The sequence below is a fragment of the Thermococcus aciditolerans genome (genome assembly GCF_008152015.1).
Lineage (GTDB): Archaea > Methanobacteriota_B > Thermococci > Thermococcales > Thermococcaceae > Thermococcus > Thermococcus celericrescens.
Genome location: NZ_CP041932.1, coordinates 2,032,730 through 2,054,866, shown reverse-complemented (window position 1 = coordinate 2,054,866; position 22,137 = coordinate 2,032,730). Strand labels below are relative to the sequence as shown.

The 22,137-nt window shown below is 54.3% G+C and carries 27 protein-coding genes, 1 tRNA gene and 2 pseudogenes; 20 read left to right on the top strand and 10 right to left on the bottom strand.

Features of this window, described 5'->3' with window-relative positions:
• Positions 1-63 precede the first annotated feature (63 nt).
• On the top strand, positions 64-981 hold the full coding sequence (locus tag FPV09_RS11275; protein ID WP_148883467.1) for a hypothetical protein: 918 nt from the start codon (positions 64-66) through the stop codon (positions 979-981).
• 6 nt (positions 982-987) lie between these two features.
• On the opposite strand, the gene FPV09_RS11270 is transcribed toward FPV09_RS11275, so the two are convergent.
• Positions 988-1,662, bottom strand: a complete 675-nt coding sequence (locus tag FPV09_RS11270; protein ID WP_148883864.1) for a diphthine--ammonia ligase — start codon at positions 1,660-1,662, stop codon at positions 988-990.
• Positions 1,663-1,722: 60 nt separating this feature from the next.
• Here FPV09_RS11270 and FPV09_RS11265 point away from each other — a divergent pair, with 60 nt between their 5' ends.
• From FPV09_RS11265 to FPV09_RS11235, 7 genes are all read left to right on the top strand, one after another.
• Positions 1,723-3,417 (top strand): prenyltransferase/squalene oxidase repeat-containing protein, encoded by a 1,695-nt coding sequence (locus tag FPV09_RS11265; RefSeq protein WP_148883466.1) that lies wholly within the window; start codon positions 1,723-1,725, stop codon positions 3,415-3,417.
• A gap of 3 nt (positions 3,418-3,420) precedes the next feature.
• Positions 3,421-4,164: an MBL fold metallo-hydrolase gene (locus FPV09_RS11260; RefSeq protein WP_148883465.1), complete on the top strand. Its 744-nt coding sequence runs from the start codon at positions 3,421-3,423 to the stop codon at positions 4,162-4,164.
• Between the two features lie 77 nt (positions 4,165-4,241).
• Positions 4,242-5,390 (top strand): inositol-3-phosphate synthase, encoded by a 1,149-nt coding sequence (locus FPV09_RS11255; RefSeq protein ID WP_148883464.1) that lies wholly within the window; start codon positions 4,242-4,244, stop codon positions 5,388-5,390.
• Between the two features lie 67 nt (positions 5,391-5,457).
• Positions 5,458-6,060, top strand: a complete 603-nt coding sequence (locus tag FPV09_RS11250) for a DUF4443 domain-containing protein (RefSeq protein WP_148883463.1) — start codon at positions 5,458-5,460, stop codon at positions 6,058-6,060.
• A gap of 4 nt (positions 6,061-6,064) precedes the next feature.
• A complete protein-coding gene (pyrF, locus tag FPV09_RS11245) occupies positions 6,065-6,712 on the top strand; it encodes an orotidine-5'-phosphate decarboxylase (RefSeq protein WP_148883462.1) in 648 nt (215 codons plus the stop codon).
• A 2-nt stretch (positions 6,713-6,714) separates the two neighbouring features.
• A complete protein-coding gene (locus tag FPV09_RS11240) occupies positions 6,715-7,233 on the top strand; it encodes an RNA-binding protein (RefSeq protein ID WP_148883461.1) in 519 nt (172 codons plus the stop codon).
• A 1-nt stretch (position 7,234) separates the two neighbouring features.
• Positions 7,235-7,693 carry an adenylyltransferase/cytidyltransferase family protein gene (locus FPV09_RS11235; RefSeq protein WP_148883460.1) on the top strand — a complete coding sequence of 153 codons (459 nt, stop codon included), beginning with the start codon at positions 7,235-7,237 and terminating at the stop codon, positions 7,691-7,693.
• 133 nt (positions 7,694-7,826) lie between these two features.
• On the opposite strand, the gene FPV09_RS11230 is transcribed toward FPV09_RS11235, so the two are convergent.
• The 4 genes from FPV09_RS11230 to FPV09_RS11215 all read right to left on the bottom strand — a co-directional run bounded on the left by FPV09_RS11230 (position 7,827) and on the right by FPV09_RS11215 (position 10,474).
• A complete protein-coding gene (locus tag FPV09_RS11230; RefSeq protein ID WP_210411132.1) occupies positions 7,827-8,171 on the bottom strand; it encodes a CopG family transcriptional regulator in 345 nt (114 codons plus the stop codon).
• Positions 8,158-8,928 carry a ParA family protein gene (locus tag FPV09_RS11225; protein WP_058938729.1) on the bottom strand — a complete coding sequence of 257 codons (771 nt, stop codon included), beginning with the start codon at positions 8,926-8,928 and terminating at the stop codon, positions 8,158-8,160. Before FPV09_RS11225 ends, FPV09_RS11230 begins: the two co-directional genes overlap by 14 nt.
• A 35-nt stretch (positions 8,929-8,963) precedes the next feature.
• Positions 8,964-10,217, bottom strand: coding sequence for a cell division protein FtsZ (ftsZ, locus tag FPV09_RS11220; RefSeq protein WP_058938728.1), 1,254 nt, complete (start codon positions 10,215-10,217; stop codon positions 8,964-8,966).
• A gap of 65 nt (positions 10,218-10,282) precedes the next feature.
• A complete protein-coding gene (locus FPV09_RS11215; protein WP_058938727.1) occupies positions 10,283-10,474 on the bottom strand; it encodes a ribbon-helix-helix domain-containing protein in 192 nt (63 codons plus the stop codon).
• A 209-nt stretch (positions 10,475-10,683) separates the two neighbouring features.
• Between FPV09_RS11215 and cgi121 the strand changes: the two genes are divergently transcribed.
• From cgi121 to FPV09_RS11190, 5 genes are all read left to right on the top strand, one after another.
• A complete protein-coding gene (gene cgi121 / locus FPV09_RS11210) occupies positions 10,684-11,091 on the top strand; it encodes a KEOPS complex subunit Cgi121 (protein ID WP_148883458.1) in 408 nt (135 codons plus the stop codon).
• Between the two features lie 85 nt (positions 11,092-11,176).
• Positions 11,177-12,355, top strand: coding sequence for a pyridoxal phosphate-dependent aminotransferase (locus tag FPV09_RS11205; protein ID WP_148883457.1), 1,179 nt, complete (start codon positions 11,177-11,179; stop codon positions 12,353-12,355).
• A gap of 10 nt (positions 12,356-12,365) precedes the next feature.
• Positions 12,366-12,629, top strand: a complete 264-nt coding sequence (locus FPV09_RS11200) for a TMEM165/GDT1 family protein (RefSeq protein ID WP_058938724.1) — start codon at positions 12,366-12,368, stop codon at positions 12,627-12,629.
• Positions 12,630-12,641: 12 nt separating this feature from the next.
• Entirely contained in the window at positions 12,642-13,844 is a 1,203-nt protein-coding gene (locus tag FPV09_RS11195) for an MFS transporter (protein ID WP_148883456.1), read from the top strand.
• Positions 13,834-14,163: a hypothetical protein gene (locus FPV09_RS11190; RefSeq protein WP_058938722.1), complete on the top strand. Its 330-nt coding sequence runs from the start codon at positions 13,834-13,836 to the stop codon at positions 14,161-14,163. The genes FPV09_RS11195 and FPV09_RS11190 overlap by 11 nt, the downstream gene beginning before the upstream one ends.
• A gap of 272 nt (positions 14,164-14,435) precedes the next feature.
• Here FPV09_RS11190 and FPV09_RS11185 read toward each other — a convergent pair.
• Positions 14,436-14,523: transfer RNA gene (locus FPV09_RS11185), tRNA-Leu, on the bottom strand.
• A 101-nt stretch (positions 14,524-14,624) separates the two neighbouring features.
• Here FPV09_RS11185 and FPV09_RS11180 point away from each other — a divergent pair.
• Genes FPV09_RS11180 through FPV09_RS11155 form a run of 6 tightly spaced genes read left to right on the top strand, consistent with a single transcriptional unit; the run spans position 14,625 to position 17,970 of the window.
• A complete protein-coding gene (locus FPV09_RS11180; protein ID WP_148883455.1) occupies positions 14,625-15,005 on the top strand; it encodes a DUF2178 domain-containing protein in 381 nt (126 codons plus the stop codon).
• Positions 15,006-15,374 (top strand): DUF2178 domain-containing protein, encoded by a 369-nt coding sequence (locus FPV09_RS11175; RefSeq protein WP_148883454.1) that lies wholly within the window; start codon positions 15,006-15,008, stop codon positions 15,372-15,374. It begins immediately after the preceding gene.
• Complete coding sequence (locus tag FPV09_RS11170) at positions 15,375-15,584, top strand: helix-turn-helix transcriptional regulator (RefSeq protein WP_148883453.1); 210 nt, start codon at positions 15,375-15,377, stop codon at positions 15,582-15,584.
• Positions 15,574-15,942 carry a hypothetical protein gene (locus FPV09_RS11165; RefSeq protein WP_058938718.1) on the top strand — a complete coding sequence of 123 codons (369 nt, stop codon included), beginning with the start codon at positions 15,574-15,576 and terminating at the stop codon, positions 15,940-15,942. The genes FPV09_RS11170 and FPV09_RS11165 overlap by 11 nt, the downstream gene beginning before the upstream one ends.
• Entirely contained in the window at positions 15,929-16,687 is a 759-nt protein-coding gene (locus tag FPV09_RS11160; RefSeq protein ID WP_148883452.1) for an ABC transporter ATP-binding protein, read from the top strand. Before FPV09_RS11165 ends, FPV09_RS11160 begins: the two co-directional genes overlap by 14 nt.
• On the top strand, positions 16,684-17,970 hold the full coding sequence (locus FPV09_RS11155; RefSeq protein WP_148883451.1) for an ABC transporter permease: 1,287 nt from the start codon (positions 16,684-16,686) through the stop codon (positions 17,968-17,970). The genes FPV09_RS11160 and FPV09_RS11155 overlap by 4 nt, the downstream gene beginning before the upstream one ends.
• A 53-nt stretch (positions 17,971-18,023) precedes the next feature.
• Here FPV09_RS11155 and FPV09_RS11150 read toward each other — a convergent pair whose 3' ends face one another.
• Positions 18,024-18,437: an RNA-binding domain-containing protein gene (locus FPV09_RS11150; RefSeq protein WP_058938715.1), complete on the bottom strand. Its 414-nt coding sequence runs from the start codon at positions 18,435-18,437 to the stop codon at positions 18,024-18,026.
• Positions 18,438-18,509: 72 nt separating this feature from the next.
• On the opposite strand from FPV09_RS11150, the gene FPV09_RS11145 reads away from it, so the two are divergent.
• Positions 18,510-19,319, top strand: coding sequence for a ZIP family metal transporter (locus tag FPV09_RS11145; protein ID WP_148883450.1), 810 nt, complete (start codon positions 18,510-18,512; stop codon positions 19,317-19,319).
• Here FPV09_RS11145 and FPV09_RS11140 read toward each other — a convergent pair.
• The 3 genes and pseudogenes from FPV09_RS11140 to FPV09_RS12265 form a co-directional block, all read right to left on the bottom strand.
• On the bottom strand, positions 19,305-19,862 hold the full coding sequence (locus FPV09_RS11140) for a dephospho-CoA kinase (RefSeq protein WP_148883863.1): 558 nt from the start codon (positions 19,860-19,862) through the stop codon (positions 19,305-19,307). The genes FPV09_RS11145 and FPV09_RS11140 overlap by 15 nt on opposite strands.
• 45 nt (positions 19,863-19,907) lie before the next feature.
• Positions 19,908-21,095: pseudogene (locus tag FPV09_RS12270) on the bottom strand (helix-hairpin-helix domain-containing protein); the annotation flags it as partial.
• A gap of 180 nt (positions 21,096-21,275) precedes the next feature.
• Positions 21,276-21,959 (bottom strand): annotated as a pseudogene (locus FPV09_RS12265) (LAGLIDADG family homing endonuclease); the annotation flags it as partial.
• Between the last annotated feature and the right edge of the window lie 178 nt (positions 21,960-22,137).

Here is a 22,137-nt window from a genome sequence, read left to right as displayed (position 1 = left end):
AGCAACTCTTTTAAAGGAGGACACCATTTTAGTAAGAAACTCAAGTTAGGTTGGTGAAGAATAATGCGAAAACTCCTCTCAATGGCGGTTCTTCTTCTGGTTTTTGCCGCGGCACTCGGCTCCGGGTGCATCGGTTCAAGTTCGGAAGAAACGAGGGAGGAAGGCGATACATACACAGCAAGCACCGTTAGCCTCTTCGATGCGGACACGCTCCACGTGATAGTCACGCCGGACATAGAGTACTCACACGCCGCTGTCATAAGATATGCCAACGGTTCGGTTCTCTACATACTCGCCGTGCCGGATGAGGACTACGTGAGCGTTGAGGACGGCAAAGTCTACATAGACGACGACTGGATAAGCCTCTCAACCGTTGAGGAGCGCGATGGGGCGTTCTACTGGGACGTATCGTTCAGGGAAAGCGATGACGGTTTCAGCATAGCCACCTCAGATGGAAGCGTCTCCTACCACGTGGAAAACGGGAACTGGGATGAAACTCCCGACGTTGGGGATGCCCAGCAGTTCTACAACTACCTCGTTGGCATATTCGACAGAGCGCTTTCAAGCGAGGCTACCGTTTACGACATCGAATACTCGTACAGCGATGGCGAGCTGATATCACTCGACGACCTGAGCGCCCAGAACGTCGGCAGGGGGGACGTCGAGATGATGGCGGATGAGTTCATCACGGACGATTACTACTACTTCTACATCGGGGACAGTACCGGCTACGAGGGCATGGATGGCTACTACATGAAGGGAAGCATAGCCCCAGTTCTCGTGGGCTTTGCCATGGGACTCGCCGATAACGACGCCAACGGCAATTCATACGTTCTGGCGGTTCCAGTCGAGTACAAGGACGCGATAACGCTCCACACCGACGAAAACGGAAAGATAGACGGCATCTACGTGGACATAAACACCGTCCCGGAGGGAACGCACGCATACGTCGCTTACATGGAGAACGGGGAGTTCAGCTGACTCCCCTTATTTTGGTTCCAGGTGAGCCCTCTTAACCTCAAGCACTCCCGAATAGTTGCATTCACTCCACTTCTTCTCGACCTCGTCGAAGACGATCCTCGCCTTAAAGAACGGCGCATCCCTGACGAAGGTCTCGAACTCACCGCCTTCGCCAGCGACGTGGATTTTATACTTTTCATGGAGATTCACCAGCTCCTTCAAGGCATTCTCGTCTATCCTCCTTCCGAGCCAGCTCTCATCTAAGCCGTAAGCGGCGGTGCCGACCATCACTATATCAAAGATTCCGATTAGCTCGCGCATGTAATCGATTGGGTCGCGATGCCACGCTGGAGCGAAGCTCTCAAGGCCAAGCTCTTCGGCAACCCTATCAACCCTTTTCTTCTGATATTCGCTCGCCAGGGCGCCTGCGATGATTCCGTCAACTCTAAGGCCCTCGAGGACAGCTTTCATGTCCTCTACCTCTTTCTCCTTCTCGCCGCTCGTGAATCCCTTGACGAGGGGAATTCCTATCGCTTTTGCCTGGAGCTCGGTGAGGTGAATGTTCGGCACGTGGTACATGTAGCTCTCGTCGCTCTCGCTCACCATGCTGACGAGGTACTTGACCTCAAACCCCTGCCTCAGCGCCCAGTAGAGGGCGTAGTTGGAATCTTTCCCGCCGGAATAAAGCACAGCGACGCGCATTTTCACCACCGTTCAGATTATAGAAAGCAATAAAAGCGCTGCCTTAAAAGTTTAGTCCGTATGGGGAGGATAGAGACCAACGTTCCCCACCTTAAGATCAACCTCGGGGTGTGGCGGAAGCTCTACGCCCTGACTGGGGGGTACATAGATAATATCGAGGACGTTAGCAGGGGCTATCTGTGGAGCGTTGGATTAAGTCCTGACTTCTGGGTAGTTATAGACGCTATGAAAAGCTGGAAGGTACCTTTTCATGTAGTTATGATTCTATGGGCACTGCGGGAGAGGCAACTTGATAACGGCGGCTTTCTAAGACTTGGGGAGCTAAGCAGGTACGTGGAGACGGGGAGCGTTTACCGCTACGTTGAAATTGCCGCTCTGGCCGGGGAGACGTTGAAAGATGATACCCACATGCGGAAAGCCATCGACTGGCTTCTGGAGCACCAGTTAGAGGACGGTTCGTTTCCAACGCACGAGATGTCCAGCATCGGCGAGGTGGGAACAACAGGACGGACGGTGAGGATTCTGGCAATGGCAATTGAGAATGAAGAGGGGCAATCCACTGAAAAGATACCCAAAGCCATCGAAAGGGCCCTAGCTTACCTGAAAGAAAGGCACCATAGGAGTGGAGACCTTGGTTGGTGGCCCCGAACCGAGCGGGATAATGGGAGAGGCATAGTCGGAGCGTCTTCCCTTGCCGTCTTAGCAATTCTCAAGGCGAGGGAGCTCTCCAAGAGATTCCCCCTTGAGGTTCCCCTTGAAACCGTGGAGCCGACGTTAAGATGGCTTTTGAATGACTTTGTGGAAGTAGTCGGTTGGCCAGAATCTAGGGGAGATGTTTCAAAAATAGACACGACGTTCTACGCTTCGTGGGCCCTGCTGTGGGCCTGGGAAAGCGGACTGCCCGTGGAGAAGGGGAAAGTCCGCTCAAAGATTCTCGATGCCTTTGAGAGACTTCAATATTTGACGAGAGATACCCTCTACGACACGAGCTTTGTACTCCGCTTTCTGGCACTCCTGGTTCGATACAGGCGTTTGCTTGGGATTAAAGAGGAGCGGTTGAGGGCATTGATAAGAAAGTACCTTCGCCGTCTAATGAACGAAATCGGAAGGGTTTTCAAAAGCGATTCAGATACTTACCTTATGGAACTCGTTGGTATATCCCTCATCGAAGCAAGCAAAGCTATGAAAGAGCTTGGCATGAACGATGAAGTTCATGAACTCGGGCGGTTTCCGGGTATGCCACCGAGCTTTATGTTAAAGGAGATACTTGAGAAGTCCAGCAACGCCAGCGACGTTCTCTACCTCCTGATTGGTCCGAAGACGAAGTGGAAACCCTTCGTGAGTCTCATCGACACTCTGGTGAAGATGGACATATTAACAACTCTTATCGGCGTTACCCTGGGCCTCCTTGTCATCATTAACGACTTCTCCGAGGCGTTCTTTAAGGTGATGCTGTCCCCCCACTCCTTCTTCACGGGACTGCTGTCATTTCTCATGGCGCTGATGCTAACCGTGATTTGGATAGGGATAAAGGTGGTGCCCGAAAAATCGAGGCTTGAGGCGGTCATGAGCTACACCCTATCCATGCTTGCGGCTTACTTTTATCTCGGCATGTTCCTGGGGGCTTCGGGCGTTGAGGTGCCCCCCGGAGACGCATTCACGCTCCTCAAGGTTCTGCTCCTGCTGGCAATAATAATAGACGTCACCGTTAAACTTCTCGATACAGCCGTCTTCAGCAAAATATTGGGGGGATAACTTGTGATAGTCAATCTGCTCGGAACCGGAGGCTCTGAGGGCATTCCGAACTACCTGTGCAGATGTCCCGCCTGCCAGGAGGCCAGGAGGTTAGCCTTCGCGAGAAGAAAGCCCACCTCGGTTTTGGTTGTTTCTGAGGAAGGAACGACGATTTTGGTGGACGTTGGCTTTGACGTGACACCCTATGTGGAGGAAAAAATCGACGCTATACTGCTGACTCACTGGCACCACGACCACATAGCTGGACTCTTTAAGCTTCGCTGGACGTCGGAGAGGATAGAGCTCCACGCACCCTCCGGCAGTGCCAACAGGGAGATAGTAGAAAGTCCAAAGAACCTTCGAGTGGTTCTCCACGAGACGCCTCCAAGTCTAAAAATCGGGGACGTCAGGATAAGGGCTTTCCCCCTCAACCACAGCGTTCAGACCTTTGGATACCTTATAGAGGACGGGAGCGGGACTCTAGCGGTGGTCTTTGATACGAAGGGTCTGCCACCCAAAAGCCTAGAGTTGCTGAAAAATAAGAGCCCTCACGTAGCACTTATAGATGCAACCTTTTCCCCGGGAGTACATGACGAGAACCACAACAACATCGATGAGGCCATTGCCCTAGGGGAGAGGTTTGCTGAGCTAACTGTTCTGGCCCACATAGCTCACCACAACCTGCCCTTCACGGAGGCGGTGAAATACGTCAGGGATAGAAGTGAAGGGGCCGTTCTCTCTTACGACGGAATGGTTATAGTCATCTGATTTTTGCAAAAATTTCATGACCAAAAACTATTTAACTATTATAAAATATCTTAGAGCAACTGAGGAGGTGGAGAAAGATGGTGAAGGTTGTCATACTCGGACAGGGCTACGTTGCTAGCATCTTCGCGAGCGGCCTTGAGAAGATAAAGGCCGGAAAGATGGAGCCGTACGGAGTCCCCCTTGCCGATGAGCTTCCAATCAAGATTAAGGATGTTGAGATAGTCGGTTCATACGATGTCGATGCAAACAAGGTTGGCAGGAGCCTCTACGATGTCGTCAAGGCCTACGATCCGGAGGCGCCGGAGAGCCTCAAGGGCATCACCGTCAGGAAGGGAATCCACCTGAGGAGCCTTAGGAACCTTCCGCTCGAGGCCACCGGCCTCGAAGACGAGATGACCCTCAAGGAGGCCGTCGAGCACCTCGTGAACGAGTGGAAAGAGCTCGGCGCCGAGGTCTTCATAAACGTCTGCACCACCGAGGCCTTCGTTCCCTTCGGAAGCAGGGAGGAGCTTGAGAAGGCCATCGAAGAGGACAACAGGGACAGGCTCACGGCGACCCAGGTCTACGCCTACGCGATAGCCCAGTACGCCAAGGAAGTTGGTGGTGCTGCCTTCGTCAACGCCATACCGACCCTCATAGCCAACGACCCAGCTTTCGTCGAGCTCGCCAAGGAGAGCAACATGGCCATCTTCGGCGACGACGGAGCCACCGGAGCCACCCCGCTCACCGCGGACGTTCTCAGCCACCTCGCCCAGAGGAACCGCTACGTTCTGGATATAGCCCAGTTCAACATCGGCGGAAACAACGACTTCCTGGCTCTCACCGACAAGGAGAGGAACAAGAGCAAGGAGTTCACCAAGAGCTCGGTCGTCAAGGAGCTCCTCGGCTACGACGCTCCGCACTATATCAAGCCCACTGGATTCCTAGAGCCTCTCGGCGACAAGAAGTTCATCGCCATGCACATCGAGTACGTCAGCTTCAACGGCGCCCACGACGAGCTCGTCATCACCGGCAGGATAAACGACAGCCCGGCCCTGGCAGGACTGCTCGTTGACCTCGCCAGACTTGGAAAGATAGCGGTCGAGAAGAAGGCCTTTGGAGCCGTTTACGAGGTCAACGCCTTCTACATGAAGAACCCGGGACCGAAAGAGAAGGGCAACATACCGCGCATCATCGCCCACGAAAAGATGAGGATGTGGGCAGGTCTGGAGCCGAGATGGCTCTGAGACCTTCCAACTTTCTCTAACAAACCTTTTAATCCCCTCTCGCCATATTATTCTTGGAGGGAAAACAATGAGCTGGAAGAGGGGAGCCTATCCTGAGTTCACGCTCGAGGATGCCGTTGCGGTTCTGTTCATGCTCCAAAACCCGACCGGGAGGAAGGCCATATCAGAGGCCCTGAACCTCGGCGAGGGCAGCGTCAGGACGCTCCTGAGGAAGCTTAGTAACATAGGTGCAATATCCTCCGCCCAGCGCGGCCATTCTCTCAACAAGAGAGGAATGGGGCTTCTTGAGGGGATTTCGAGGCATTTCTCAGAAGTCCGCCGTATAGGGGAGATTGAGGGCTACCCCGCATTCGCACTGACCGTGAGAGAGCCAGGGGAGTTCAAGAGCATCGAGCTCAGGGACGAGGCGATACGGTTCTTCGCAAAGGGTGCGATGATACTGGTAGTGAGGAACGGGGAGCCGGTCTTTCCGGAGGACGGAAGACCGCTGAGCGAGACCATGCCCGAGCTGGCGGAGAGGGTTAAGGAAGCGTTCAAGCTGGAGGACGGCGAGCTGGTGGTAATCACGTGGGCGGAGAAGGAAGCGAACGCCATGAAAAGCGCCTACCACGTGGCACTCTCCCTGAAGGAGGAGGTTCTTCCGGAGGAGATAAAGTCCCTCGTGAGGTGACGAAATGAGCGGGAGTGAAGACCGCAAACTAATCCTGGCCCTTGACGTGTACGAACGAGAGAGGGCGCTTGAGATAGCCGAGTGCACCGCCGATTACCTGTGGGCGGTGAAGGTTAACTGGCCGCTGATAATCGGCTCGGGGTTGAGCATCATCACCGAACTCAAGCAGGTTACGGGGCTGCCGATAATAGCGGACCTCAAACTGGCCGACATCCCAAACACCAACCGGCTGATAGCGAGCAAGGTTTTTGATGCCGGGGCGGACTATATCATAGCCCACGGCTTTCCCGGGAGCGACAGCGTTGGGGCCGTCATGGAACTTGGGAAGACCATAATAGTCGTCGAGATGAGCCATCCTGGCGCGAAGGAGTTCATCCAGCCGGTCACAGACAAACTCATCGAACTGGCCAACGAACTTGAGCCCTTCGGCGTCATAGCTCCCGCCACCAGGCCCGAGCGCGTTTCGTACATACGCTCGAAGCTGAAGCCGGGAATCAAAATCCTCACCCCTGGCGTCGGTGCCCAGGGCGGCAGGGCGGGTGAGGTTTTAAAGGCAGGGGCGGACTACATAATAGTCGGTCGCTCAATCTACGCGAGCGAGAACCCGAGGGAAAGCGCCAGAATGCTGTACGAGGAGACGTTGGGGGTGTGAGAATGGAGCTGAAGGTCAAGCACCCGCTCAGCAAGAAGGAAGTGAAGGAGATAATCCGGGAGATGAGCGAGACTTTCGGCGAGGAGATAGCGGGGAAGATGCTGAACAGGAAGGACAAGGTTGAGGTCGCGGAATTCGATAAGACGACGGAGATACTCCTGGTTAACGGGAAGCCATTCTTCATAAGAAGGAAGGGACTCATCTTCCCGCTGGTTATAGCACTCTACGAGCTATCCAACGAGGAGGACCTGAGGGCGTGGCCCAGGCGCGTCGTGGTCGATGCCGGCGCCGTCCCGTTTGTCCTCAAGGGTGCAGACGTCATGGCCGCGGGGATAACGGACGCCGACGAGAGCATCAGGGAGGGCGATTTCGTCTTCGTGGTCGAGGAAGACTACGGAAGGCCCCTCGCAATAGGCATAGCTCTGATGGACGGAAGGGCTATGAAGGAAAAACCCAAGGGGAAGGCAGTGAAGAACATTCACCACGCTAAGGACAGGATCTGGGAACTGACGGTGGGTTGATATGGACGGGGAAACGGAGGGGAGGAAAAGAATTCGCGTCCTCGTCGGCGGGGTTTTTGATCTCCTGCACATCGGCCATATTCACTTTTTAAGTCAGGCCAAGGCCCTGGGGGACGAACTGGTGGTTATAGTTGCCCACGACGAAACGGTGAGAAAACGGAAGCGCAGGGACCCCGTGAACACGGCGGAGGACAGGGCGGAACTTCTAAGGGCACTGAAGATGGTGGATGAGGTTTACATCGGCTCCCCTGGAGGTATAGATTACGAGCTGGTGCGCAGGATAGACCCGGACATCGTCGCGATAGGCCCTGACCAGGACTTCAACTGCGAGCGCCTCAGGGATGCGCTGAGGAACCATGGAATCGAAGCGGAGGTCATACGGATCCCCTACCTCTACAGGAGCGACAGGGCGAAGACGAGCAAAATAATTCAGAGGATAGTGGAGGCGTACTGCGACTGATTTCAGGGTGTTATTCCAGAGCCTGGTTCTAGCAGATTATTCCATGGTTGCCACTAGGTGTCTATCCACCGGGAGTTGGGGCATGATTTAAGCGGGCTTATTCAACGGGTGAATCTAGGCATCTGGGTTAACGTTAAAGTTTGAACCTGCCCATGTAATCCCGAAGGAACTCCGGGTCTTCTCTCCTCACGGCGCTCAGAAGCTCCTCGAACTTCTTCTCGCCCAGTGCCATTCTAAGGTAGTAGTAGAGGTTCACCGCATCTTCCACGATTGTGCTCTGCCTCCTCCCCTCCTCGCCATACAGCTCGATGAGCTTCCGGTTCATGTCCCTGCTTATGTAGAGGGTCTTCTGCATCTTTTCTTTCTTCATGTCCTTGGATTTTAGGGCGCCCTTCTCATCCTTCTTCCTCGGCCTGGAAGGCCTCGTGAGCTCGTTAACGGAACCGTCGAAAAGCTTGGGGATTTTATCCTTCGACAAGCTCAACCACCTCGCGGGCAAGCTTTGAAAAGGCCTTCGCGGCCCTTCCATCACCCTCGAACTCGAATATGCTAACCCCCTGGCTCTGAGCCTTCTCAAGGGCTATGGCCTTTGGAATGGTCGTCAGAATCGGAGCATCGGGGTAGGTCTCCTTAAGTTCTTTGAGGCGCATCTTTGGAACCTTCGTCTGGCGGGTGAACTTGTTGGGAACCAGGCCGAGGAGTTTAAGGTTCTCGTTGGTCTCCTGACGTATCATGCGCATCAGATTGAACATCAGCTGCATTCCTATGACGCCAAAATAGCTGAGCTCTAGAGGTATGAGAACGTAATCTGAGGCCGTCAGTGAGTTAACCAGGAAGATGCCCATGCTCGGCGGGTTGTCAATGAGAACGTAGTCGTAGTCCGGCAGAACAGGAAGGAGGGCCTTTTCAAGCCGCCTCTCACGGTTGTAGGTGTTGATGATCTCAATCTCCTTGGCCGAGAGATTCAGGTGGCTGGGTACCAGATGGAGGTTCTCCCGGACTTCCACTATGGTATTGTCGATGTCGCTCTCCCTCGTCATCAGCGTCCCCACGTTGCTGTCACCGTGCTGAAGGACGTCCATGCCTATAAGACCAAAAGTGAGGTTAAACTGGGGGTCTATGTCCACCACAAGAACCCTTCTGCCCATCGAGGAGAGAGCGTAGGCGAGGTTCATCGTCAGGGTGGTCTTTCCGACCCCGCCCTTCTGATTGGCTACGCTAATAACCACTGCCATAGAACCACCTGTGCCCAAATGATAAGGGAAGAAATTCAGGCAATATCCAGGAAGTCGTCGAGAACCCTCTTCGCGTAGGGCGGAAGCTCCCTCTCCTTCTTCTCAGGTCTGCCCGATATCATGTTGAGTATCCTGTCGAAATCGCCCTCTTTGGACTTGAACGGCTTGACCGGCTGTGTGGTGATTATGTTGTCCTTCATCGATGAGCCGACCTGGAGGGCGTGCTCGCCGCCCAGGATGTGCGGGCTTTTAACGCCGGTCATGATGACCATCGCCCTGACGACCTTGCCCATGTCCTCGTCTATCCTAGCACCCCACTTAATCTCACTCTTCTCGCCGAGCTTCTCATAGACAATGTTCATGGCGTCGTTTATCTCACCGAGGCTCACGTCGGGACCAACGGTGAAGTGAACCAGAGCCCTGTCGCCGCTGCCGTACTCAACCTCAAGCATCTTGTTCTCAAGGGCGTTCTTGACGGCATCGACTGCCCTGTTGCTGGAGTCGCTCTCACCGATTCCTATCAGAGCCGCACCGCCGTTGTGCATGACGCTGTAAACGTCGGCGAAGTCGATGTTGACCATGGACGGGAGCTTTATGGTCTCGGTGATGCCCTTGACCATCCTGGCTATTATCTCGTCGGCGAAGCGGAAGGCCGCGTTTATCGGAAGCTTCGGAACGAGCTTGAGGAGCTTGTCGTTCTCGATTATGATGACGGTGTCGGAGTAGTACATGAGGGCCTTTATGCCCGCCTTGGCTTTCTCAATCCTTATCTTACCCTCGTTCTTGAACGGGTAGGTTACAACGCTGACGACGAGCGGTTCCCTAAAGCGACCGTTGTGCCTAGCACGCTCCTTTATGACCTTGGCAACAACGGGAGCAGCGCCCGTACCGGTGCCGTTACCCATACCAGCGGTTATGAACACAAGATCGGCGTCACCGATGGTCTCGGCAATCTCATGGGCGCTCGCCTCGGCGGCGCGGTAACCTATCTCCGGATTTCCGCCCGAGCCCTTGCCCTGCGTTATCTCCTTACCGAGGAGAAGCTTCCTGTGAGCTTTCGTCCTGGCAAGGTGCTGGGCGTCAGTGTTCATGGCTATGAGCTCCGCGCCCTGGACGCCAAGCTCGTAGAGTCTGGTTATCGTGTTGTTTCCAGAACCGCCAACACCGACGATGACGATCTTTATGAGATCCTCCAGGTTCTCGTCGGAGAACCCATCAACCTGCGCTGCTCTCGGCCCATCGTCCAGATCGAGTTTTATTCCGGCCTGTTCTAAGAGTTTAAATACCATTGCCCCAACCCCCAATTTAGGTTTGACTATTGCAGGATTTTGATTTTAACATTGATTTCAGCGGCTTATTTTAGGATGTACTCAGGCGTTGAGCGTTCTCCCGTCTCAAGCTGATAAAGCTCCTTCTTCAAAAGCTCGCGGATGGCCTCTCTGATTATCTCACTCCTGTTGGGATAGACTCCCTTTCTAACGAGCTGATCCATGGCATTGATCAGTCCCTGGGGGAGCTGTACACTGATGATACGCATTTTGGTCATCCCTGCACCACCCAGTTCAGCAAGCCGCTGGGATAAATAGTGATTTAATTAGTTAAATACTTTGCGCTTACTTAATATTATCGTGATAATATGATTTTCAAAAAATTTTTTGAAAATCTTGGATTTACGAAAAATTCATAAACAACCCCACAGGAAGGGCTCAGAAAGGGTTTTAACGTCGAAGAATCCACCGGGGATGGGGTGGCCCGATGAAAGAAATAACGGAAAATCTCCACATCACGAAAATATTCGTAAAAAATGCCGGGGAACTCATACCCTTGATAGGCGGTGACTTTCAGATAGTGAACGGCGAATGCTGGGAAGAAGTGGCGTTTGCGGCGCTTTTAGCGCTCCGTTCATTTGAGAGGGGCACCAACCATGCCAGAACCCTCGGCGGCGAACTCCTCCTCCGCCTCGCCGGAACACTCCAGATAAAAGATGCAATAGTAAAGCACGGCGTCAGGGATGGAGAGAATTACCTGGTGGTCTTTGGAAGCCGCAATAGGGCAGGGGGGATTCTTGCGGAGCTGAACCTGGAGGAGCTGCCCATGACCGACTGCGGGGCAGAAAAATCGAAAAGATTTTTTGAAAAGGCGGCTCTCGTTGAAGTTTTATAGGCAGCCAATGGCCATTCACGTGCTTTATGGTGGATAGGTTTATAAAATCCCTCCATCATTCCCGACTGCCTGAGGTGATGTCCTCATGAGATATAAAAAACGCAAATACTTCCTTGCGGGCAGAATAAACCTCATCCAGCGCTCAAAGATTAGGGAGCTCTTCGAAAAGGCAAAGAAGATGGAAAACGTTATCTCCCTTGGAATAGGAGAGCCAGATTTTGACACCCCTGACGTCATAAAGGAGGCCGCGAAGAGGGCGATAGATGAGGGATACACCCACTACACCCCCAACGCGGGCATCCCCGAGTTCCGTGAAGCGATAGCTGAGTACTACAAGACCCACTACAAGGTTGATATCTCCCCCAATGATATAATCGTCACCGCGGGTGCCTACGAGGCCACCTACCTCGCGTTCCAGACCCTTCTGGAGCAGGACGATGATGTTATCATTCCAGACCCGGCCTTCGTCTGCTATGTTGAGGACGCAAAGATCGCCGAGGCCGGCATCTTAAGGATACCCCTCCGCGAAGAGAACGAGTTCCAGATCGACCCCGATGAGCTCGTTGAAGCAATAACCAAGAGAACGAGAATGCTTGTTATCAACTATCCAAACAACCCCACCGGTGCAGTTCTTAAAAAGAAGACGGTGAAGGCCATAGCGGACATAGCGGAGGATTACAACCTCTACATCCTGAGCGACGAGCCCTACGAGCACTTCCTGTACGAGGGGGCGAAGCACTACCCGATGATCAAATACGCCCCGGACAACACGATTCTGGCGAACAGCTTCTCCAAGACCTTTGCCATGACCGGCTGGCGCCTCGGCTTCACCATAGCCCCAACCCAGGTCATCAGGGACATGATAAAGCTCCACGCCTACGTCATTGGAAACGTCACGTCCTTCATTCAGATAGCAGGAATCACCGCCCTCCGCGACAAGCGCAGCTGGGAAGCTGTCGAGGCCATGCGCCAGACCTACGCCGAGAGGAGGAAGCTGGTTCTCCACCACCTCAACAAGATGCCCCACATAACCCCGTTCAGACCCAAGGGTGCCTTCTACATCTGGGCCAGGATAGACCCCGAGCTTGAGATGAGCAGCGAGGACTTCGCGGAGTGGCTCCTCGACAACGCCGGAGTGGTGGTGATCCCTGGAACTGCTCTCGGAAAGGCTGGTGAGGGCTGGATAAGGATAAGCTACGCCACCAAGAAGAGCCAGCTCACAGAGGCAATGGAGAGAATGCACGAGGCCCTTTCAAAGCTCTGAGGGAGGTCCGATGGACGGAATTCTCGCCATATTCTTTGCCATTTTCCTGGCGGAGCTGGGAGACAAAACCCAGCTGGCAACCATGGCCTTCGCGGCTAAATACGGGTGGAAGGTAGCGTTTGTGGGGGCCATTCTGGGCCTGGCCGCCGTGAACCTCATCGGTGCGGTTCTCGGCGACAAGCTCGGCGACTTCATTCCCCTCGAACTGGTCCACAAGTTCGCAGGGGCGCTCTTCATAGTATTTGGCATCTTGATGCTGTTTGGAAAGCTATAAGGAGGGAGACCCATGGAGAAAAGATGGATTACCGTGCTTCTAAACACGCTCGTCGTCGCGGCGGGCTTTGGAACCATGCACATGCTTGAAAAGTTCGCGGGGATTGTGATAGACCACTACGGTATAACCGAAGCGGCCATGGGCTACCAGCAGACCGCTTACGTCGTCGGTCTGTTCGTTGCGTTCCTCCTCGGTGGGACGAGCCTGTTCAAGGGCTCCTTCAAGAGGAGCGTTGCCCTTATAATCAGCTTCGCGGCGATACCGCAGTTGCTGATCCCGTTCATGCCGAGCTGGGGTGGAGTTGTGGCGCTCCGCTTCTTCCAAGGTTTTATAGTCGCGCTCATAGCTGTCTTCAGCAACCAGATTGGAAGGCTCTTCGTCGCCGAGAGGCCCTTTGCCAAGGGCATAATCCTCTCAGGCATATTCTGGGGTGGAATCTATGGCATAAACCTCGCCAAATGGGCCTCCCACAACTACTCCGATTGGGGAGCCGTCAAGGTTGCGTTCCTCGTTTCGGCCGTTGTAATGTACGCTGTGCTTGCCCTCTGGTGGCTCTTCATTGAGGACTTCGAGATTCCAAAGGGGAAGCACTCCTCAGGCTCAAACGTCTGGAAGATGTCCTTCACCTGGGTCTTCGGCTTTACGTTCTTTCCCGCACTCTGGATAATCTTTACCCTCGGCTCATTCACGCTCCACAACGTCAAATTCAGCGATGCCCAGGTTGCGAACCTTGTTATGACGCTCGAGGTCTCAATGGCACTCTGGTCCATAATAATGGGCTACCTCGGCTACCGCCTCTCAGTCAAGAACACCAGCAACAGAGGTCTATTCAAGGCCATAGTAAGCGTCATGACGCTCTCCTACGCGGTGACCTTTGCGGGAATCTTCATCGTCTGGAAGGCAATCTCGGCGAACGACTACAGGCTGGCACTCCTAGGAATCGCGATTACCGGAATAGTCCAGGGAACCGGACCTGCCTTCTGGACGACGGCACCGGCAACGTACCCGAAGAAAATCTATCCGGAGGCCAGCTTCGCCCTCGGCCTCATCTCCAACTCCGCCAACGCAGTGGCCCCCAACGTAATGTTCGTCCTCGTCCACGGCGTGACTACGGGGATGCTGATATACCTCAGCATGGCAATCCTCGGAGTCCTTCTGCTCCTTGCCTCGGCAAGGATGAAGCTCCCCGTGGAGGAGCTCGGCGATGCGGCCTAAGCCCCTCGTCGTTTCTTTCTTTACATTCCTCGCGGTTTTCTTCTACGGCATAGCCGCGATGAGTTTCGGGGAGAGGTACACGTTTTTTGGCTACATCCTCGTTGGGAGCGTGCACCTGCTCTTCGCCTACGGGGTTTGGGTGGGACACGAGACAATCGTGGACCTCTCGGCGTACATAGCCCTCCTGGACCTGCTCTTTGGACTCCTCTGGGTGATGGTGGGACTGTCCCTTCCAGCGGCAACGCTGACCCTCCTCTCGGCGCTGATTCTCTTCGTCCTGATGGATGAAGACGTAAGAATCGAGCTCAAACTGCCGTGAGGAAACTTTTCTAGCGAAAAGTTTCATCAAAAGGTCATTCCATTAAACTGGCAGAAAAACAGTTGTGCGATGCTCAAGTACAATCAAAAAGCGGGTTTGACTTTTAACTCAAGCCTCCAAGCAGTTTCACATTTTTATCGGCGCCCGAAGGGCGCCTTTAGAGAGTGAAACACTGTAAAACCATCAACTGAAGAATAAACCCCGACAAAAACAAGCAATTTTAGAATTGCACGCCATTTTCCGTCAACGCTTTGCGAAGCAAAGGGTTGATGTGGTGCGGGGGACGGGATTTGAACCCGCGAACCCCTACGGGACGGGACCCTAAATCCCGCGCCTTTGGCCAGGCTCGGCAACCCCCGCGCGGATTGAACTTCTCCCCGGCGCTTTAAAAACTTTGAGGGAAAAGGTTTATAAGGATGTAAAGGAAGCTTTACGTAAAGGAAACTTTACATGGTGAGAGCATGGAGAGATGGAGAATTATAGGCTACGCAATCCCTGCAACAACGGCCTCTTTACTGATCGTTGCCCTGCGGATGGGAAACGTTGCACTAGCTTTTGGCGTTCTAGCGGCGGCAATCGCGGTTTCGTTTCTCTACGCTGACTGGCTCAAAAAACGCGGGGAGATTATAAGCGACGAGAGAACGCTCCGCATCGAGGAGATGGCCTCACGGAGAACCCTCCAGGTGCTGGTGTTGGCCCTGGCCTTTGCGGTCGTGGTGCTTTCTGTTCTCTCCGAGAATGACCCAAACCTGAGAAGTGCCTATTACCTGGCCCTCGGCCTGATGGTTCTGACCTCGGCCCTAAAACTGTACCTGAAGCATCACTACGCGAGGGTGATGTGAGTGAACTTAAAGTACGAAGGCCTGCTCGCGGGTTTAATCGCCGTGATGGTCATCGGACTTGCATACTCAACCAAGTCGGGAAAGGCATCCCTAGCCGTGGGGATATTCCTCCTGGGCGTTCTCCTGGTCTACGCCCTGAACCGGTACTACAACTCCAGGGTGGAAAGGGTAGAGGACGAGAGAACCGAGCTGATAAGTGCCAAAAGCACGAGAAACGCATTTGCCGTGGTCAACGTCATCCTCTTTGCCGAATACCTGTGGGAATACTCAAACGGGAACACAGAAACCGCCACAAAGCTCCTGATTCCGCTCGCGGTTGGTGTGGTTGCCCTCGTGGTCTCGCAGTACTACTACGAAAGGGTGATGTGAGTGAAGAACCGCCTGCGTGAGCTGAGGGAGGCAAGGGGACTGACGCAGGAGGAACTGGCGAAAGCCCTCGGGGTTACGAGACAGACGATAATAGCCATTGAGAAGGGAAGATATGACCCCTCCTTGAGACTGGCGTTCAGGATAGCTCACTTTTTCGGCGTTAAAATCGAGGATGTTTTCATCCACGGGGGTGATGGGGATGAAGGCTAGAACGGTCGCTGGTGGGCTGGCCTATCTCCTCGGAATAGGGCTCTCCCTGGTCAGACCACCCATCGAAAGGCTGGCCTGCGTGGAGGTGCCGAGCGGCAGGGTCTGCACTGGGGTCAACACACCCCTGCTCCTTATCGAGCTCGGGCTGGTTGTGGTTGGGGCGCTGCTCCTGGGGCTCGACCACGGCTTTAAAAACGATCACGAATTAAACGGCTGGCTTGGAGTCGCCATCGGGCTTGGAACTGCATTCATCGGGGGATACTCGGGAATCTGGGTGGTTTTTCTCTTTGGAGTTGCGCTCGCCACCCTTGGACTGCTCGTTTACAAGGTGGGGAGGGTCAAGCATGGCCATGGTTGAAGTTTTGAATCTGGAGAAGGACTACGGAAAGGTGAAGGCCCTCAGGGGAATAAGCTTCTCCATCAGCGAGGGCGAAATATTCGGGCTCATCGGTCCCAACGGCGCCGGAAAGAGCACGACTCTCAAGATACTCTCGACGCTTCTCAAGCCGACGGGCGGGAGCGCGAAGATAGACGGCCACGACGTGGTGAGGGAAGCCGACAAAGTCAGGGAGATCATCAGCTACCTGCCTGAGGAGGCGGGGGCGTATAAGAACCTCACCGGCTACGAATACCTCCAGTTCATGGCTCGGCTCTACTCCAAAGATGATGAGAGGGCAAGGGAGATGCTCGAGCTGGGGGTTGAGCTCAGCGGGCTTGGGGAGAGGCTACACGACAAGGTGTCGACGTACTCCAAGGGAATGACGAGGAAGCTCCTCATAGCGAGGGCGCTCATGGTGAAGCCGAAGCTGGCCATATTGGACGAGCCGGCGAGCGGGCTGGACATAGTTAACGCGTACGAAATACGGCAGACGATAAGGCGCTTTGCAAGGACCGAAGGGGTCACATTCCTGCTCTCAAGCCACAACATGCTTGAGGTAGAGTTTCTCTGCGACAGGGTGGCGATGATAGCAGGGGGGAGGATAGTTGAGCTCGGAACCCCCAAGGAGCTGAAGGACAAGTACGGCGCCGAGAACCTGGAGGAGGTCTTCATGACCGCGGTGGGGGCGGAAGCGAACGAGCCGGTCGGAGGTGAGGGGGCATGAGCGATTTCTGGGTGATGGCCAAGAAGGAGCTCAAGAACCTCTTCAGGGACAGAAAGCTGCTCTTCGGTCTCATAATAGTCCCCCTGATAATCTACCCCATGATGGGGAAGTTCATACAGGTGGGAATGGAGCAGGCAACCGGGACGACGCACGTGACTATAGTGAACTTTGACGAGGGACGTTACGGAGACGCCCTCGTGGATGCGCTCAAGACGGCCCCCAACACCAGCGTAACCCTCGTAAACGCCACAACTCTCGAAGGAGCGCTTCAATGGGCGGTGGAGAATAAACAGAACGTTCTGGTGGTTATCCCCAGGGACTTCTCCGCCAAGCTGACGGCGAACGAAACGGCCACGGTCGAGATATACGGCATCTTTCTGAGCGTGGGGACGGGAATGAAAGAGAGCGTCAGTGAGGGCAGGATAAGCGCCGTCATAGGGATACTGAGCGAGGAGATAGCGCGCCTTAAGGTGACCGCACTGGGTGCCGAAAATCCGGACGCGGTTCTGCATCCTATAACCGTGCAGAGCAGGTCTTACATAAACGACAGGGTGGTCGATGTTCCACCGGGGGTTGTCTCGGGAGTAATAGCGTCCCAGGCATTCACGATACCCCTGATAATATTCCTTATGGTCATGATAACCTCCCAGATGGCCGCTGGAGCCATAGCGAGTGAAAAGGAAAACAAAACGCTGGAAACGTTGCTGACACTTCCGGTTCCCAGAACCCATATAGTCGGGGCCAAGATATTCGGAACCGCCATGATGGGCCTGGTCGCGGCGGTGGCGTACATGATAGGAATGCGGCAGTACATGGGCTCCTTCATGGGGGGAGACCTGGGGGTCAGTCTTGGGGACCTCGGCCTCGTGGTAACGCCGACGGGCGCTGCTTTGTTCGCCCTCGTGGTGTTCCTGACGATAATAATCTCCCTCAGCCTGGCGATGATAGTGGCAACCTTCGCCGAAGACGTCCAGAGCGCAACAACGCTGGTAAGCGCGGTAATCCTGCCCCTGGCGTTTCCGGCGTTCATACTTATGTACACCGACATTGGGGACCTTCCGGTGGTCTTTCAGTACGTCCTTAAAGTGATACCCTTCACCCATCCGATACTCGACTACAGATACGTGCTGGTGGAGAACTACAGGGCAATAGCGGTCAGTGCCATCTACCTGGCCGCAATAGCGGTGGTTATACTCTACGCCACGGCAAGGCTGTTCTCCTCCGAGAGAATCCTAACGGCCCAGATAAGCTGGGGCAGGAGGAAGAAAAAAGCGGCCGAATGAGCTTTCCTTTTTACATTTTTCTTTTGAAGCCCCGCCTTCAGTGCAGGAGGAAGTCACTCTATCGGCACCCCGTCCTTGGTTCTCGGCGCGAGCCACTTCATGAGCTTCCCGGGGTCTCTGGTTCTGATGATTATCGTTATCGGGCCCAGCGGCGACTCCTCGTTGAAGTTGACGACGCCGGCATAAGCTGCCTGCTTGTTGACTCTGATGATTATCTCCTCGCCGAAGTACCCCTCCTCAAGGAACGAGCGCGCAGTGTCAAGTATAGCCTGTCCGCGGAAGAGCTCGTAGAGCCTGCTAAGGGCCTTTCTGCTCTTCGTTTTGCCGGTCAGAATGACGTAATCGCCCCTATCGAACGCCTCGAACTCCAGGTCATGGATCAGGTTCAGCATGGCCCTCTTAACCTTCTCGATGTCCTCGGTCGGATAAACGTAAGCCTCAACCTCAACTTCCTCAAAGAGTTCCATCTTCTCACCCATGAAGAAGCTCGCGGGAAGGCTTATAAACCCAACCGCCCAAATAGTTAGGGTGGCCTAATAGTGTTAGAGAACTTCGTGGCCAGTCTCGCGGAGTGGATACTGAGCATCTCGAACGGCGAAATCATGTGGGTTGCTTTCTACGCCGGACTTTTCGTCGCACTCATGACTTCTCTCGGAGCTATGGTGGCGATATTCGCCAAGAGCCTCCCCGAGGGAGGCGTTGATTTTGCCCTCAGCTTCGCCGCCGGCGTGATGATAGTGGCGGCCTTCACGAGCCTCATCCTGCCAGCGATAGAGAGCACCGGCTCCTTTGCACCGGCTGGAATCGGGATAGCCCTTGGGGTGCTGCTCATCTACGCCATAGACCGCTTTCTCCCACATGAACACCTCGTCAAGGGCTACGAGGGCCCCAAATCCATGAAGGACAAGCTGAGGAAGGTCTGGCTTCTCGTCATAGCGGTGATAATCCACAACCTGCCGGAGGGCCTCGCGGTCGGGACGTCCCTCGTCTACAACCTGGAGGTGGGCCTCGTCACCACCATAGCCATCGGAATCCAGGACTTCCCGGAAGGGACGGTCGTTTCGCTGCCCCTCGCGACAATACAGAAGAAGCGCCTCCAGCCAATAGCGATGGGCGTGCTGAGCGGCTTCGCGGAGATGGCAATGGTTCTCTTAGGGGCGTATTTCCTCACACTCTTCGCCTGGCTCCTGCCGTACGGCCTCGGTCTGGCCGGCGGGGCGATGCTCTACGTGACCGTGAAGGAGATGATACCCGAGATATACAGGGGAGAAAATAGCGACACGCTGATAACCCTGGGATTCTTCCTGGGCTTCTACGTGATGCTGTTCCTGGATTCAATGCTGGGTTAGAATCCTATCGACCAGCTCCTTTACCCTTTTATCGTACTCGTCCTTCGTTTCGTCGTTCACTATCATGTGGTCGGCCATCGCGATGACGTTGCCTATGCCGAACTTCAGCTCCTTCCAGTCGCGCTCCTCGAAGTCCTCCCACGTCCTCGGGTCGTCGTGTCTGCCCCTGGCTTTGAGCCTCTCGAAGCGCGTGTGTGGCGGCGTGTGAACGGCCAGTATTATTATCTCCTCTGCTGGAAACGCGCTCCTGAAGGTTCCAACCTCGTCGAGGGAGCGAACGCCGTCTATAACGACGACCCTGCTGCCCTCAAGGAGGCGCCTCACCTTCTCGACCGTCAGCTTTGCAACGGCGTTCTGACCCAGCTCCTGCCTCAGACGGATGCTCACCTTGGCAACGTTCTCCTTGGTCAGCTCCAGCCCGCGCTTTACGGTCTCCTCCCTCACGACGTCTCCCATAGAAACGCTCGGAAAGCCTCTCCTTTCGAACTCCTTGACGATCCTACTCTTTCCCGAACCGGGCATTCCAGTCACGATGATTATCATAGTGCCCACGCCCGAGTAAAATAGGGGGATTTAAAAAGATTGGCCCTACTTCAGGAAAGCATCGAGGGTTCCCTTCCGCGCTTTTTCCACCTTTTTGGAGTCCTTTTTAGCACCCTTCGGCATCTCCACGCCGAAGTGCCGGAACAAACCTTCAACCACCTTCATTCCAATGCCCTCAACCTCCAGGAGGTCCCTCACCTTGGCGCGCATTATATCCTCCTGGCTCCTGAAGCCGGCGTTGTAGAGCGCCCTCGCCCTCTTCCTTCCGATGTTGGGGAGCTTAACCAGCTCGAGGAGCTCCTCGCGAACGCCGTGGCGCAGGCGGAGGTGCAGATCTCTCAGATAGTTCAGCACGTCTTCCTCCGGCTCGAAGAGCCGGTACAGCTCGATGAGGGAGTACATGAGCCAGTCCGCGAGCTCCAGAATTCTGTAGAGGTCCCCGGGGTCTATGTTGTAGGTCTCGTATATCCTCGTCTCCGGAACCTCGTTTATCCAGTCGAGAAGCACCTTTGCCGTTTTTATCTGGCCCAAAAAGCCCTGGAAGCGCGAGTCCTCATAGTAGGGGATGTTCGTGTAAAGCTTATCCTCCATCTCATAGGCCAGATCGAGGTAGTCCTCCATCTCCCGTCTCCGGGCGTTCAGCGTGGCCATGTCCGGCGTCGAGGCTATCAGCTGGAAGATTCCGAAGGGATTTGGGTTGTTCTCAATTGCCGGAAAGGCGTCTTTGAATTTCTTCGCCGTGAGGGGGTCTATGTAAAGCTGGGAGGTGCGTTTTCCAAAGGGCAGGGGCATGAAGCGGTCGTTCATGTCCATGTCGATGAACCCGTTTTCGATGAGGAAGTAGACGACGTTCTTGGCCTTGTACTCAAGAGAGGCTATATCCCCGCGCTGGTGGGCGTAGAAAGTCCTCTCAAGGAAAGAAACCAGCTCACGGAAGTTACCTATTCCGAAGTTGGTCACGAGCGCCAGAATCTGGCTCCTGAAGGCCTGCTCGTTGGCGAGCATCGAGAAGAGCTTCTCGGGCTTTCCGTGGATGTATTTCTCCATCAGCCTTCTCGGTTCCTCAGTCCTTGCGACGATTATCGCCTCTCCGACTTTGTCGTACTTCGGCCTTCCGGCCCTTCCCATCATCTGCTGGATTTCGAGGACCGGTATGTCCGTCCAGCCGAAGCCGGCGTAGCGCTTGGTGTCGCGGATTATTACTCTGAACGAGGGCAAATTCACACCAGCCGAGTTGTGGACTATGAAGCCAACGCTGTAACTCTCGTCGTCCTCGACCTCAAGATTATAGACGTCACCCTCGTAGAATTCCTCCTCAACGGAGCGAACCTTAAAGAGAAGATAGCCGTTCCAGATCGTGTTCACGTTGTAGGTTCTATTTCCTTTCGGAGGAACCTTAAGACCGAGTTCTTCGAGCAATCTATAGTACGAGCGTCCGCTGATTTTAACTTCGTAGATTGGCTTCCTGCTTTTTCCAATTCCAGACTTCCTCACGCTTCTCGAAATCGACGATACATATCCAAGAGAGCCAAGGAGAAGCTGAAGCTGATAGGCCAAGGTGGGCGAGACCGTGGTGTAACTTACATAGTTGGCCCTACTGCTATTGTCTCTTCGTATATAACCATCTCCCTCAACAAGACCTCTTAAAAGTCCAAGCCGGACTTCCCTGTTCTCGTTGAAGAGAAGAACATCGGGAATCCTTTTCTCGTATGCCCTGTGACCGATGTTCCCTCTGAGCCATTCGGCAAATCTCTTGTTGCAGAAGCGGACGACTCTCCTGTTCCGCTCGTGGTCCTTCACAACGACGTTAGCGTGTGGGAAATACTTTTTGATAGTTTGTACAAGGAATTCTGTAATCTGGTTTTCATGGGAGCCAATGGCGAAGTTTACGGCCCCTGTTTTTGAGGTAGACCCCTCAGCAATCCACAGGCCCAACAACCTTGCGGTTTCAAAGTTTAGAGGCAAGAATTCTGGTGTTCTCCTTATAGAGGGGTGTAATTTATCTGTTGTTCCGAACTGATTTGAAACATAGATTGGTTCCCGCAGAGGGATTCTGTCTACTGTAACTTTTGGCTGTGGAATCGGCTGAAGGAGCATATAGGATACCTTTTCGTCCTTATTGGTTTCAACAAGTTCCTTGAGTTCCTGAACGGTTATCCACTCCGGTCCTTTGAACTCCCACCAGATTACCTGTCTACCATCCGAGTAATGGGACTTATGGCGGATTCTCTTAACGACCCACACCATGTGTTCGGGCGTTACCCTCACCGGAACG